Below are 13,907 nucleotides of genomic sequence, written 5' to 3' on the forward strand. Positions count from 1 at the left end.
GAAGCGGAACTTCTGCGTCGGGGCAGAGAGTCGAGTCGAGTTGGGAGCGTCGAGATGTCACCGGTGAGCAAGAAACGCAAAGGCGCAGGCAAGGGGCCAGGGCGATCGCGCGGCGGTCCAGGAGCTGCTGCAATGCCGGAATGGGCGCAGCGGGCCGGGTACGTCACACCACCGGTAGCGGGGATCCGTCCCCCTGCGAATCCTGGCGTGACCGCACCGGCAGAGGTGCAGATCATCGACCGGCATTGCCAGATCTGGCAGGCCTACACCGAGGGCGGTTTTTCGGGCACCTGCATTGCTGCGGTGCGATGCTTGATTCCGGCATTGCGTGACTACGGGATCGAGGCCGAGCCGCTGGTCGTGTACGGGCAGGTGGCGTGGTCGGACGAGCAGTGGGTGGAGCTGGGGAGCCGCACACCGAAGTGGGAGTCGGACACATGGTGGACCGGGCACCTGGTGTTGTGGATTCCGGCGATGGGCCGGATTGTCGATCCGACCGTCTATCAAGCAAACCGGCGCGGGATGCCGACCACGATCACTCGGGCTCTGGTCTTCTCGATCGGTTCGCTCGACCTGCTGGAGACAGCGGGAGTGAACAAGGACGGTGCGCTGGTGCAGTACCAACGGGTCATCGGTGCGGACATGAGTTGGTTCGATCGCGATCACGCCGATCGCGAGGCGATCGAAGATGCCCTCCGAATTCTGCGAGGAGCTGTAGCTGACTCGCTCAAAAGCAAGACAGACCGGAAAGCGCGTTGGATGGAGACCGCGACCCACCCACCATTGGTGGAAGCGCTACGTGAGCGAGGTTTGATCTCCGCAAAATAGTCCGGTAGCTGTGCAATCTGCTCAGCGGTAGGCATCCGAGCGATGTGAAATCGCGGTGACCTGCACCGTGCGCTGCGCGGCGCAAATAGCGCGCGAGGGTGCAATTGCCGTTCGGCGCGATACAGCACCAATCTGACCAAACCTGAAGTTCGCCCATCCGGACTTCCGTGCGCGCGGTCAGCGGCGTGGGAATTTCACCACCACTCTCGGACTTGCTGCAGCCGCCAGATCATGCCGTCGGTATCGGTGGACGACCTCACGTGTCGGTCTGTGTACGACCTGACGTGTCGGTGTCCGGCAGGTTCATGATGCCGGTGCCTCCACTGGTGTGACAAGCCCTTGCCGGTCTTTGAGCCGGTAGCTGGGGCCGTTGATGGCCAGGACGTCGCAGTGATGAAGGAGTCGGTCGAGGATCGCGGTGGCGAGGACGTCGTCGCCGAGGACGGTTCCCCATTCGGTGAAATGCTTGTTGCTTGTGATGATCGTGGAGCCCTTCTCGTATCTGCGGCTGATCAGCTGGAAGAACATGTTGGCTTCGTCGCGGTCGAGGGCGAGGTATCCGACCTCGTCTATGACCAGCAGAGATGGGCGCATGAGGTTCGCGAGTTGCCGGGGGAGCCGGTTTGCTGCGTCGGCGGCTTTGAGCTTTCGAACGAGGTCGTCGAGGGTGGTGAAGTAGATCGACTTTCCGGCTTGGCAGGCAGCGACCGCCAGCCCGATCGCGATATGCGTTTTCCCTACTCCCGGTGGTCCAAGTATCGCGATGTTCCCTGCGCCGGTGAGGAATTCGAGGGTGGCAAGGTCTCGGATGCGGCGCGGTTCGAGTCCGGGTTGGAAGGTGTAGTCGAAGTCGTCGAGGGTTTTGTGATGGGGAAGCCCGGAGAGTTTGAGGGCGTTGCGGAACCGCCGGGATTCTCGGACTGCGACTTCTTCGGCGAGGAGGTGGTCGACGAAGTCGAGGTATCCCATCCGCGCGGAATCTGCGCGGGCGGCGGATTCGGTGACCGATTCGGCGGTGTGACCGAGGCCGAGCCGGAGGGCGTTGTCGATGATCCGTTGGGTGGTCAGTGAACTCATGAACGGTGTCCTGTCGTGGAAGATGCTGTGGGATAGTGGTTCACGGTCAGACGGCGTAGGCGGACAGTGGTCGATGTTCGACGTGGACGTGTCCGACGAGTGAGATGACTTTGGCGGTCAACGGGTCGCCTGCGTCGACCGAAGGTGACGGTGTGCCCTCCGCGGGGTTTGTATCGACGCGTCCGTCGGTGGTGGCACGGGTGTGACCGTCGGGCAGTGACGCCCAGTGCGCCTGGTCGACGACCCAGGCGCCGCGGACCTGCGAGCGAGCGTGGACGGCCAGGACGGTACCGCCGGCACTGTCGAGGGTGGCGATGGCGATGTTGTCGGCACCGGCGCGTACCTGTACTCGTTGACCTGCCCGGACGCGGTCGGCGGGTACGGAGTAGAGCGATGCCTCGAACGAGATCAGCGCGTCGTTTCCGATGCGCCGTAGGTGGGCTTCGGCGACAAGATACGGCTCGGCCGGGGCAGGACGTAGCGCCGCGTGATCGACGACGGCGCGGGTCCCGATGACCTCACGGTGAGTACGGTGCACCTGAGTCCGGCGGATCGGAACCCAGTCCATGAAGGTGCGGTCGGTGCTAGCGAGATCGGTGAACGTGCGACCGGCCAGGACGTGATCCCGAACGATCTTCACTTGCCGTTCTACACGGCCTTTGCCGGTGGGCCGGTACGCGGCGAGGACGTCGATGTCGAAGCCGTAGTGCCCGGAGAATGCGACGGCTGCTGGATGCAACGGGACAGCATGTCCGGGACGGACATGTTTGCGGACAATGGTTTTGGTGCGGTCGTAGACGATCGAACCCGGGACGCCACCGAAGTGCGCGAAGGCTCGGATGTGGCTGCCCCAGAACGCGGCGGCGTCCATCGAGTGGGTGTAGCAGCAGAATGGGTCACGGGAGAACGAGAGGACCATGTGGAAGGAGTAGACCTTGCGTCCGGTGCCGAAGAGATCGCCTTCATCGCCCCAGTCGACTTGTGCTTGGGCGCCGGGGATGGTTTCGAATCGGCGGTGTAGATTGCCGAGCCCGGATTCTTCTGCGCCGAGTTCGTCTCGGATGATGGGTCTGGCTGTGCTGCAATAGATTTTGACTCGTTGGTAGTTCACGGTCACGGACTTTTCGTTGGTGAGGCGTTCGTGGATGACCGAGGCTGCGATGGTGATGTCGGCGCGGAGCATCTCTTCGATCAGTGCGGCGATGTCGTCGGTGATCGCTCGGGGTTGTGTTCCTGCTCTCGAGGTTCCCTGCGGTGGATGCGTGGGTGCATCGTCGGCGAGGTATCGGCGGACAGTGCGCCAATCGCAGCCGCATTCGCGGGCGATGTCGGCATAGGTCGCGCCGGCCTCGTGCAGGGCTTTGAAACGTCGGATGTTCATCCAAGACTCTCCATCTAGGATCATGGCAAGGGCCACCCTTCGGGTTCGTCAACTTTGGCGGTAGACGATTCGAAGGGTGGCCCTTGTCGTGGGCGAGTTACGACAGGACTCGCCGAGCACCTACATATGAGGTTGTACGGGGACCATCACGTGAGGGTGTACACCGATAGTCGGTCCTAATGTCCATCGTCGAACGGCCCGAATCCCGCTTCGTCCCAATGCCGTTCGAGTGCAGCATTCCATTCGTCGATGTCCGACGCGGAGAACAGATGCATGTTGTGTTCGGTGAGTAAGAACCCGGTGTCGCGCCATGCTTGGAAGTAGGCGGGGTTCTCCCCTGCTTCGCGGGCCTTGTCGATCAGGGAGTCCACGTCTGCCAACAAGGTCTCCTCACTGATCTCCTGCGGCGTGTCAGCAGCTGGGTCGAAGAACAACGGATCGTTGGGCCCGAGATCTCGGCCGAACTTGTCCCGAAACGCCTGTCGCTGCTCTTCGAGAGCGTCGTTGAGCTCCGCACCACCCACCGTGTCATTGCTCCACGACAGGGTGCGCCCACCGTCGGCGTTGGTGCGCCGTTGCACGAACGAGGGATCGCCGCTGCGCGCGAGCACCAGCGAAGCGTGCTGCTCACGTGAGATGCCTTGTTGCGCGAGTCGCTTTCGACGTTGCTGGACCTTGCGGGCGCGTTTGTCACCTGCGGCGGTGCGTTTCGGTGTCATACCTTCACCGTCTCAGAGATTGTCCGGAACATCCGGTGTTCGGCCGAGACGGCGATCTACCGTTGCCACTTGTCGCGGATCGGAGTCGACGCAGAGCGCCAGGTGAGGGTGTGAGCGAAGTCAGCGCTCGCGGCGGACTGCAGGCCTCTCAACTTGAACCACAGCGCCCGCAGTGATGCTGCGGATAGCTCTCTCGTTGGGTGCTGCCCGAACAATGGTGCGATCACCCGCAGCCGATGTCGGGACCACCACCACAGGGCGCGCGCTGGCACGTGGACCCGACGACCCCGATGGTGGGTTCTGATCTTTCGAGGCCGTCACGCCGACGCCCCCTGCTGCTTCTCTATCTGGCGTCGCACTTCGTCGATCGTGCGGGAACTGCCCTCGTAGTTACCCACCAGCCGAGGATTGGGACGCAAAGCCACCTTGCGACGCCGCGACGCCGTCGCCGGGCTCGCCGAGCCCACCGGTCGATCAGGTTTCTGCTGCTCGTTCACCGTAGCCATGATGGTCCTCCTACATCCGAATGATAGCCGCCACGAGCAACACCAGCACAGATCCAGCCAACAGACCCGTCGTGATCCGCAACCGCATCAGCTTGCTCCGAAGCCGCATCTCGGTCACCTGATAGATCGACACCAGAGTTGACGCGATCTCGAACCGGCCCGTCGTCTCATCGACGGTCGAATACTCCTCCAACACCACTTCCGGGTTGAGCCCCGACGCGGTATTGGGTGCAATCACAAATGCCGCCATAATTGCCGCTGCACCGGCCAGCGCAGCACCGGCAACCTCCCACACACCGATCCCCGCGGGATTGCGCAACACGATCCCCACCAGAATGCCTGCGAAGCCCAGCAACACACCCCCGCGCTGATCGATGCTCGTCACTCGGCGTTCCTGAGAATCCAGCGTCCGTTCGATGCTCGCATGCACCATCTCGATTGCCGCCGGACTCAGCTCGACACCTACCGGGTCGAGCTCGGGCGCGACCTCTTGACCAGCAGCGGCGTCCGGTGAAGCGTTCTCGCGCGGACCCCGGTCGTTCGATTCCACTGCTAGCGCCTCTTCTTCGACATCATTTTTGGCTGCGCCGAACCTCCTCGGCCACACTTCACTCATCACCCGGCGCGCCATGCCGCTCACCGCAACATTCTCTCAGCACACCACCGGCAACGTATGTGAACACCCCTCAATGCGTCCTGTCTCTTCGAGCGGATCGGCGGAGCAGACGACGTCTCAGGTCATCAGGATCGGACATGATGTACATCAAATACAGCAGCGGCAGGTACATCAGCGTCTCTGGCCGCCGGCCGTCATGCTGCGCGAACAGTCGGTCGCGGACGGGATCAGGTTTGTCGAACCCGTGTGTAGTGTTTCTGCGCGCACGCATGAGCTGACTCACTGCGTCGTCGAGCGACAGGGCTTTCTCCGCTCCACCAGGGAGCCTCAGAATCACCTTCTCCGATCCGCGATAGTTCTTGATGAAGAACCCTTCTCCCACTTCGGTCAACGCCTCCACACCGTAAGCGGCGTACGGAAGCAGTACCGCCTGAACATCAGCAGGCATACGATCTCGGACTTCCTGCAGCGCTTTCGCGGCGATCGAGGGCTTGCAGAGTGTTGTGAGATCCCATGAAAGCCAGGTCGACTCGATCAGGTCCATTGCTGACCACATCAGAACTCCGGATGCGTAATCGTCGTGCAGCGACAGCAGCGTCGAGGTGACTCGTTGTAGAAGATCCGCGAATTCCATCAACCGGTTCTGCTGCACATAGGGGAGATAATTGCCGTTGGCATTTCCGAACAAGCAGGGGTTCAGGAGGTGCCCGAGCACTGTATTCATCTGAGAAACCCACCAGGCGACAGCGACACCCCACGCCTCCGGACGTGGCGGGGGCTCCTGCCGCTGAGGAAGGCGGTCCACTGGTGATCGGGGAAGCACCTGATGTGCCTCGAACGGAATACTGGAGCGCCCCGAAATATCTCTGCCGAGGGTAAAAATCACCGCACCGGACACCCTGTTCGCCTGAAACGCCCACACCCAAGGCGACCGAGCGGCCAACAACGGACCTAGATGGCTCGCGGGAATCAGAACACTGCTCAATATCGACGACCCCGACGCGAAAACGATCTCGTCGACGTTGATCGGCCCGCGTCGTATGTCGTCGAGGAGTTCGGGGTCCTGGTTCAGACGCAACACGAACCCAGGGAACCTCATCCGACGGTGCGTAGAGTCGCCATAGCGAACAACATGCGTAGCGTGCTCGTCGAACGGATGCTCATCGTCGTCGTCCATAATTCCGGCCAAATCGCGACGCACGTCCTGCACTGCTGCGGACAAAGACTTATCGGGGGCGGTGATGACCGGCAACTGCAAGGCATACAGAAGCGACCCCATACCCCCCGCGCCGATCTGCGTGATCGCGCGAAGTCGTTCCTTCTCGATTCGAGACTCGTCCAAACGGGAGGCATAGCTGTCCTGCGGAAGATCAACGAGCACGTCGTCGACCACATCGTCAGAACCGAACAAGGTGCGGACCGTCATGAAATCAACAGAGTCCATGCCAACAGCCGGCTCCGTCAACGCCCACACGTCCGGCGCGGACGTGCGGGCGACGTCGAAACCCAGGTCCTCCAAATAGGCCTGCACCTGTCCCCCGGCCAGCTCAGGTGGAATCGTGACATCGACAGTCAACCGATCAAACATGGACGCCAGCCTACAAACCGTCAAGCCGGATTCGTCCCCAATTTCGAGCACCCGGAACGCGGCGAACGGCTCTAGTTGGTGACCAAAACCTGCAGTTCACCTATCCGAACTTCGGTACGCGAGGTCAGCGGCGTGGGAATAACTCCACCGACGGTCCCATTGGGAGTCGTTGCAGTCCACGTGACGAGCCAGTTCGATGTCGCGGAGACCTTGAACGTCCCACCCGGCTCTGTAGTCGACGTCTTGTGGTAGACGATATTCCCACACGTCGGGCTCGGAAGCCCCTGCGCGACATCGGTATACGGCGTGAATGGCAGGAGCGCGCCCGGGCAGACCGATGGCAAGGATCCATCCCCCCAATTGACGACCACGGAAGTATTGACAGCCGTGGCGTTGACGACAACGCCGGGTCCAGCCGCTGTTCTGGTCACGGGGCCGACTGTGGATTCCCGTGGGTCAGAGACCCAGAACCAGCCGGGTAGACCAACCAGGCCTACAGCACCTGTGCTGGCGGGGTTCGGGGTAATCCCTATTCCCGGTGGGTCCAACTGCATTGCGGTGACCGCTTGGCCGACCACGGTCATAACATCGACCACGGGAGGTGTCGCTGGAAGCCCGACGTCCGGAATTTGTACACATGGCCCCACCGCTTCGCAGGACCATGTTGTGCCGTCATCGTTGACTACGTTCATCGCCATCGGGGCACCGGTATCAGCATTCCGGACAAACGTCATACCGGAGTCAGTCGTCGGAACGAACTCCAGTGGCGGTCCGGACGGTGCGGCGCTTCCGCCACCTCCCCCGCTCACGGCGGCCGGTGCCGATCCAGTCGTCCCACCCCCTGCCGGCACACTCGTGTATGTACCAGTCACAACCACTGACTGCCCGCCACCGCCACCGCCGTAAATGCCAGCCCCACCGCCGCCAATGCCAGGCTGCGCGTTAGCAATTCCGCTCACAGCTGGCAGAATCGAGCAGACCGAAGCAACTACGAAGACTGCCAGTCCCCGCGGCACTCCTCCACTTCGTACTACGCTCTTGCTGCGCGAATATTCGCTAATCATGGTGCATCGCATGGTGTTCCACCCGCAGTCACGGAGTCGGAGACGACTCGCCAACCGGACGAGTCCGGCCACGACGGGTTCTCCAAAGTCGGCTTACCAAGCTCTTGCTGAATTCTCGCAGGATCCAATGTGCTGGTCCCATCTGGACGAACAGTGTCGTAGTTGGAGTTGTCAACGCAAACTCTCATCCTTGCTGACGCTTTGCCAGGTATGGGATTCCCGTCCTCGTCCTTGGGCGCCTGAAGCTGAGTAACTTCCGCATTCACAACCTGTAATGCACCCTTCGCGACAATGCCCTGCGACCGGCGAAAATTGATGTTTGCCTTCAACTGGTCGAGAACCGTTCCGCTGGCAACCGTATCGAGCGTATTGACATCAACGAGCGGATCACCTTCGACTTTCGCCAGGACCGCGAAAAACTCTGCATTCTTAGCTGTCGCCTGCTCGGTCGCCTGTTGTTCGGGTGACTTTTCGACGCCCTCGGGCCCCGTGAGAACCGGTCGTGCTGTGGTCGTTACGGGAGTCGCTCCAGTGTCTCCGGTCCCGCATGCGACGCTGATGCTGGCAGCAGCGACTACCGCGAGGATTGCCGCACCGGTGCGGCGTCGTGTGCTGATCATCGTGGACCCCCTACGTTGTTCTGTGCGTTGTACTGCGATAACGATAATGGTGCGGCTGTTTGGACCATAACCTGCTCACCGGACACTTCAGACACCTCGATTGACGCGACTGCTATCAACTGGCTATTGCTCCGATCCGGTAGAGGGCGTTGCCGCCATTGTGGAATTGCGCGAGGGCGCGCAAGAGTTCGTCGGTTTCGGGTTCTGGATCGACATCGATGTCGGCGAGGTTCGCGAGCAGTTGGTCGATCAGCTCCTGGGTCTTGCTGATCTCGTCACTCCCGTGGGTAGCGATGATCGCCAGTCGCCAGAGACCTTCCCGGAACGGTTCGACGGTGACGCCGCGGTTTGCTGTGGTGAGCGCTGCGGACAGATCTCCGGTCTTGATCTGTCGTGTCGCAAGTTCCTCGAGGGCATCCGCGAGGGTCGCGATCATGTGCTGCTGCAGGTTTCGTGCCCACCCGTAACGGTCTGCTCGTGTCCCGGCGAACGGTTGATCGTTTACCAGTTCTGCCGCCGTTCGCAATTCCGCATCGGTGGCGGCAGGCGGAGTGGTGTCGATCAGTTGTTGCCAGTAGTCCCAGTCCGATCGGACATCGGGGTGAAGTCGGTAGCCGGTGCGGCCAGTGCGGTCGCCGTGCTTCGGGAATGCTTGTTCGCCGTTCTCTGTCTCTCCCAGCCAATTTCGTAGTCGCGAGAGGTAGTTCTGGCGGCGTGTGGCCTTCTTTTTCGGCTGATCCTCCAGAGGGAGTTTGTCGAAATTGTCTGCAGGCCAGATCTTTCTGTCGATGGAGTCGTGTTTGATTCCCGGGTGAATGGAGAGGAGGGCTGCGATCTCGGTCAGGAGTACTTCACGTCCGTCCTTGGGTGGCTCCGCGGTCAGAGTTGTGACTGATGGTTTCCCGAGAAGATGGAGCCAGAGATGTCCCGAGGCAGGTACGTCACCAGCGACAGGAGCGATGGCTGGGGCCTGGTCGTCGAACCCGATCGATTCTGGGGATGTCCACTGCGCGGCGTCCGGGCTGTAGGTCGGAACATCTGTGACGACGGCGGCGGTCTCCGATGCGGTAGTTCCGTTCAGCAGCAGCTGGTCGGTGGGGTCGACCGCGGTGACGGAGTCGAGGAAGGTCTCAGCGCTTGCGGCGTCAGTGAGGTATGCGTCGATTTCGGCTGCAGCCCAGGGGTCGTGCATGGACGACTCTGTGGGGATCGCCGGCTGTGTGGCGGTCGCGAGGTAGGCGGTGATGCCGTCATATTGTTCCTGCCCGAGGAATGCTGGCTGGAATGTGAAGCCGCCGTCGGCGTCTCGCTTGACCAGGCTTGCGGTGTTGCGGTCGACGATGTCGAGTGTCCACGCGGCCTGCGAGTTCTCGCTGGCGGTGCTCGCGGCAGCGAACGCTACGCGCGGTGTGGCTGCCAGGATCTGGTCGAGTGATTGCTGTTGGTCGGCCGTCAATTGGCTCGCGATGAGAACTACTTCGGGAGCGGTCATTTCGCTTGTGTCGTAGATCGAACGGGCCGCTGCAATGCTGTCGATGTGTTGTTCGACGAGGGTGTCTTGGTCACGTTCGGCTTGTCGGGCGAGTCTGGCCAGCACTTCGTCTGGTCGGTCCGTGTACTCGATTCGACCGTTGCCGAACAGTTCGGGGAGCTCCTGTCCGAAACCGATCAGCGTCAGGTGCAGATTGTCTGCGAGCGGGGATTCGACGAGTTCGAGGGCCAGGGCCTGGAGAGCGCCGCGGGCGTGGTCTGGTGAAGCAGAGACGCCGAGGTAGCCAAGTTCTTCCAGGTTGAGAAGAACTTGGGTGCTGTCGTCTGTGGAACCAAGCGTCACGAGCGTGGGGTACGGGCTGATCGTGGTGGGCGCTGGGGCGATCTGGGCGTCGGCGGGGAGGGTCCAGGCACCGGTCTCTGATTTGAGCCATGGGTCCGGCAGTACGGAGTCATCGAGGATTACGAGTTCCACCGCATCGGGACCGATGAACGCGCCGAGTAGTGCAGGCAGTGCGTTGCCCTGTGTCCGAGCGTGTTCGGCGACAGTCCTCAGTGCTTCGTCGAGCCGTGTGAGGACGTTGGTGTCCGCTGCAGAATGGATCTGTTCTTCCACAACTGCTGCAGCGCCCCATGTTTCGGGGAGGGTCTCGCCTCTGCGTCGATCGTGTTGTTGACGGTGCCTGCGCAGGCCAAAAGCACCGGCGAGTCCAATGGCCGCTAAGGCTGAGATCCCGAGCCACAGTGTGCTGTTCTGATTCTCGGAGACGTCACTTGGGTTCGCCGTCGCGGTGATCTGCACTGGATCTGTCGTCGGTGTGTCCAGTGGAATCTGGGTGGCTGGTTGAGCTGCGGCGGTGTCGAGTGACGACGCTTGCGCAGGAGCCGGTGCAAGCTCAGGAACCGCTGCAGGAGCGGCGGCCGGAGCAGGAGCGGCGGCAGGCTCAGGAGCGGCGGCCGGAGCAGGAGCGACAGCCGGAGCAGGAGCGGCGGCCGGAGCAGGAGCGGCGGCCGGAGCAGGAGCGGCGGCCGGAGCAGGTAGCTGCGACGAAGCGCTGTTCAGTTCGATCCCGAAGATTTTCGCAGCGGCAGCGGCAGCGGCCTGCGCTTCTGCCTGGGCCTGTTCGTCACCGCCCGGAACCATTTCCTCTTGCTCTGGGACGTCGGTGCCACCTATGAAAGGTGCAGCCGCGGCCGGCTCAGGAGCGACAGCCGGAGCCGGTTCAGAAGCAACGACCGGAGCCGGTTCAGGAGCGACAGCCGGAGCCGGTTCAGAAGCAACGACCGGAGCCGGCTCAGGAGCGACAGCCGGAGCCGGTTCAGAAGCAACGACCGGAGCCGGCTCAGGAGCGACAGCCGGAGCCGGTTCAGAAGCAACGACCGGAGCCGGCTCAGGAGCGACAGCCGGAGCCGGTTCAAGCGTGCCGGTCTCGGCGGCTTGCTCGTTGACGGTGAGCTGCTGTCCGACGTGGATGATCGTCGACGGTGTAGTTCCGTCGGCGTTGATGATTTCCTTGTAGCGGTGTCCGTCACCCAGATGTTGCTCAGCGATACTCCAGAGACTGTCGCCTTCTCGAACTGTGTAGGCCCCGTCGACGGTTGTGGGTGCGACGGCTGGAAGCTGAAGTTTCCAGCCTGGTTGCAACCATCCATCGTCGGTCAGGACGTCGGCATTGAGCTGCTTGATCTCGGTGTATCGAAAGCCGTCGCCAAGGTGTCGTTCTGCGAGCTTCCATAGGCTGTCGCCCTGCTGCACCGTGATGGTTTCTCCGCTGATGGGGCGCGCAGGGGCTTCTGCTGGATGCGGTTGGCTTTGTTGCGTTACTTGGATTGGTGCCGAGTGGGCAGGGGCCTCGAAAAGCGGTAGTGCTGTCGCGGTGAGGGGTTGGGCAGTGGCGGTGCCGGCGGTCACCAGCATGAGTGCTCCGCCTATGAGAACGGAGGCGCTTCGCTGCTGGAAACCAAGTCCTCGGAGTCGAGGTGCTTTGATGCCGCGTAGTACTGCGCCGAGTTCGATGACGGTGCTGAAGGTGAAAGTGGCCCAGGCGAGCCAGCCGATCCAGGTCACGAATCCGAGGAAGAGCGATCCGTCGTCTTGGGTGGTCAGAGCTGTTCCGATCTGGTTGAGATCGGGCAGCGTCGTCGGTATGGGGTTGCCGCGGAATGTCCACAGTGCAAGCGGAATTCCCACGACGAGGACTAGTAGGACGATCAGGTAGAGCAAACCAGTCAAGCGCCGTCGGATGGTGGTCATGCGTGTGTCCTTTCCGATGGCTGCAGGGTGGCCGGGGTCGTGCAGCGTTCCGCCGCGAGCTGTCGAATCACGTTCTCCGTCTTGTCGTGGAGTTCTGTGGCCCGTCTGCTCTGCGGTGGATTGGTCATGGGGTGCCGGGGATTCCGAGGTTGGTGCGGTTGAGGTTGACGGTGGCTGTTCCGATGATCTGCTGTGGGCCGACGCCGATCAAACCGAGGACTCGGGGTTGGTAGGTCGTTGTGGTGGTGATCAGCAGCGTTGTCGGTCCGGTCGGCACCACGACGCCAGGAATTCCAGCTGCAGCAAGGTATTTGGTGGCCTTTACTTGCGCTGTCAGTGGGTTGACGATGACGTTGGTGCCGCGGACTGCGAGTGGTTCGATGATGGCTTGTCCTGCCCCGCGGGCTGCTTCTTCGGCGACTTGCTCGGCGCGCTGTTTGGCTTGGACCTTGCCTCCGCCGTCGACGACGAGGCCCATCATGATCAGCAACGCCATGGCTGTGATGACACTCCACATGGCGATGGTTCCGGCGTCGTTGTGCGTGTCCCGGCGTGTGCAGGCGGCTACGGCCCGACGTAGTGCTTCGGTCATCGGATGCGCTCCCGGTAGGTGTCGACGGGTGAGGTCGCGGTCGCTGTGATGGTCCGTGAGCCCATGACTTTCGGGAATCCGAGTGCGTCCAACGAGATGATGCAGGTGACGGTCGCCGAGACGGAGGCGGTGACGCCAGGGCGGGTTCGGAATCCGCCGAGGTCGGTGTTGACGTTGAGCGCGGTGCAGGTCAGACCCCGTGCTGCCAGATCGTTGCGGGCGGCGGCTTGTGCGTCTGGTGCGGCGGCGAAGGCTGTTCGCGCGATCGAGGCGGTGCGCGCTGCTTCGTTCGCGGCGTGGACTACTTTTTGGTGCGCTTGCGCGAGGACGCCGAAGGTGACGATGAGTGCGATCAGGAATAGTGTGGCGGGGGCGACGATGACTGTTTGCAGTGCCGATCCACGATCGTCGGCTCTGGCCGTGGCTGCTAGCTGGCGTAATCGGGCGGCGGTGTTCATCTGGTTCCTGGGGCGGTGACTCGTTCGACGGGAAGCGTCTCGTTGACGTGGATGTCGAGAGGGAAGAACGGGATGAGCCGGATGGGTTGTCCGGTGATCTGGACGGTGGCTTCCCGTACGCCGCGGTTGACGAGGATGATGGGTGCGCGCAGGGTTGTCGGGCCGGCGGTGGCTGCGAATGCGTATCCCGCTGCTGTGCCGGCTGCAGCGCTGCCGAATTGCGATCGCGCTTGTCGTAGGGCTTCTTCACCTGTCGAGATCGCTACGGTTCGTGCGTGGGCGTATAGAGCTGCCTGGATTGCGATGAGGAAGAGCAGTAGGACGACACCGAAGACGACGACGGTTTCGAGGGCTGCTCCGCGGTCGTCTTGGCGTATCCGGCCGAGCCATTCGCGCAGTGGTGCGTGTGGTTCGGTGTGCATCGCGTGTTCTCCCCTATCTCGTTGGGCGAGTGGTGGGGTTACTGGATTTGGGAGAGGTATCGCTGGCCGACCACTGTGATTCCCGCGACGATGAGGATGGCGAGGACAACGAGGCCGGCGGTGATGATGACCGTTTCCATGCTGTAGCCCTTGTCGCTCTTGCGTCCGCCGGCGCGCTCTGCCATGCGGGTGTACGAGAACAGTGCCAGCGCGAACAGTGTCGCCGTCGTTGCTGTGATTCGGTTTGCGATGGTGCGTGTTGCTGCCATGTGACGCTTCCCTTCGATCTGT

The 13,907-nt window shown here is 62.1% G+C and carries 14 protein-coding genes; 1 reads left to right on the forward strand and 13 read right to left on the reverse strand.

Features of this window, described 5'->3' with window-relative positions:
- Positions 1-63 precede the first annotated feature (63 nt).
- Positions 64-828, forward strand: a complete 765-nt coding sequence (locus RHODMAR_RS26045) for a hypothetical protein (protein WP_157226237.1) — start codon at positions 64-66, stop codon at positions 826-828.
- A gap of 303 nt (positions 829-1,131) precedes the next feature.
- Here RHODMAR_RS26045 and istB read toward each other — a convergent pair whose 3' ends face one another.
- The 13 genes from istB to RHODMAR_RS26110 all read right to left on the reverse strand — a co-directional run bounded on the left by istB (position 1,132) and on the right by RHODMAR_RS26110 (position 13,885).
- Positions 1,132-1,905, reverse strand: coding sequence for an IS21-like element helper ATPase IstB (gene istB, locus RHODMAR_RS26050; RefSeq protein ID WP_008720773.1), 774 nt, complete (start codon positions 1,903-1,905; stop codon positions 1,132-1,134).
- Positions 1,906-1,951: 46 nt separating this feature from the next.
- On the reverse strand, positions 1,952-3,286 hold the full coding sequence (gene istA, locus RHODMAR_RS26055; RefSeq protein WP_008720775.1) for an IS21 family transposase: 1,335 nt from the start codon (positions 3,284-3,286) through the stop codon (positions 1,952-1,954).
- 176 nt (positions 3,287-3,462) lie between these two features.
- Positions 3,463-4,005 (reverse strand): hypothetical protein, encoded by a 543-nt coding sequence (locus RHODMAR_RS26060; protein ID WP_008720777.1) that lies wholly within the window; start codon positions 4,003-4,005, stop codon positions 3,463-3,465.
- A 317-nt stretch (positions 4,006-4,322) separates the two neighbouring features.
- The gene (locus RHODMAR_RS26065; protein WP_015586087.1) at positions 4,323-4,511 is read right to left on the reverse strand and encodes a hypothetical protein; all 189 of its coding nucleotides are present in this window, start codon (positions 4,509-4,511) and stop codon (positions 4,323-4,325) included.
- A 10-nt stretch (positions 4,512-4,521) separates the two neighbouring features.
- On the reverse strand, positions 4,522-5,061 hold the full coding sequence (locus RHODMAR_RS26070) for a hypothetical protein (RefSeq protein ID WP_042940445.1): 540 nt from the start codon (positions 5,059-5,061) through the stop codon (positions 4,522-4,524).
- A 136-nt stretch (positions 5,062-5,197) separates the two neighbouring features.
- Complete coding sequence (locus tag RHODMAR_RS26075) at positions 5,198-6,715, reverse strand: hypothetical protein (protein ID WP_008720782.1); 1,518 nt, start codon at positions 6,713-6,715, stop codon at positions 5,198-5,200.
- Positions 6,716-6,786: 71 nt separating this feature from the next.
- On the reverse strand, positions 6,787-7,146 hold the full coding sequence (locus tag RHODMAR_RS28505; RefSeq protein WP_157226238.1) for a hypothetical protein: 360 nt from the start codon (positions 7,144-7,146) through the stop codon (positions 6,787-6,789).
- Between the two features lie 629 nt (positions 7,147-7,775).
- Complete coding sequence (locus RHODMAR_RS26080; RefSeq protein WP_008720785.1) at positions 7,776-8,399, reverse strand: hypothetical protein; 624 nt, start codon at positions 8,397-8,399, stop codon at positions 7,776-7,778.
- Positions 8,400-8,514: 115 nt separating this feature from the next.
- Positions 8,515-12,144, reverse strand: coding sequence for a LysM peptidoglycan-binding domain-containing protein (locus RHODMAR_RS26085; protein ID WP_008720788.1), 3,630 nt, complete (start codon positions 12,142-12,144; stop codon positions 8,515-8,517).
- Between the two features lie 124 nt (positions 12,145-12,268).
- Positions 12,269-12,736, reverse strand: coding sequence for a pilus assembly protein TadG-related protein (locus tag RHODMAR_RS26095; RefSeq protein ID WP_008720790.1), 468 nt, complete (start codon positions 12,734-12,736; stop codon positions 12,269-12,271).
- Positions 12,733-13,194: a TadE/TadG family type IV pilus assembly protein gene (locus tag RHODMAR_RS26100; protein WP_008720792.1), complete on the reverse strand. Its 462-nt coding sequence runs from the start codon at positions 13,192-13,194 to the stop codon at positions 12,733-12,735. The genes RHODMAR_RS26095 and RHODMAR_RS26100 overlap by 4 nt, the downstream gene beginning before the upstream one ends.
- Positions 13,191-13,616 (reverse strand): hypothetical protein, encoded by a 426-nt coding sequence (locus RHODMAR_RS26105; RefSeq protein WP_042940446.1) that lies wholly within the window; start codon positions 13,614-13,616, stop codon positions 13,191-13,193. The genes RHODMAR_RS26100 and RHODMAR_RS26105 overlap by 4 nt, the downstream gene beginning before the upstream one ends.
- A gap of 38 nt (positions 13,617-13,654) precedes the next feature.
- Positions 13,655-13,885, reverse strand: coding sequence for a hypothetical protein (locus tag RHODMAR_RS26110; protein ID WP_042940448.1), 231 nt, complete (start codon positions 13,883-13,885; stop codon positions 13,655-13,657).
- Positions 13,886-13,907 lie beyond the last annotated feature (22 nt).

Source organism: Rhodococcus sp. AW25M09 (assembly GCF_000333955.1).
Classification (GTDB): domain Bacteria; phylum Actinomycetota; class Actinomycetes; order Mycobacteriales; family Mycobacteriaceae; genus Rhodococcoides.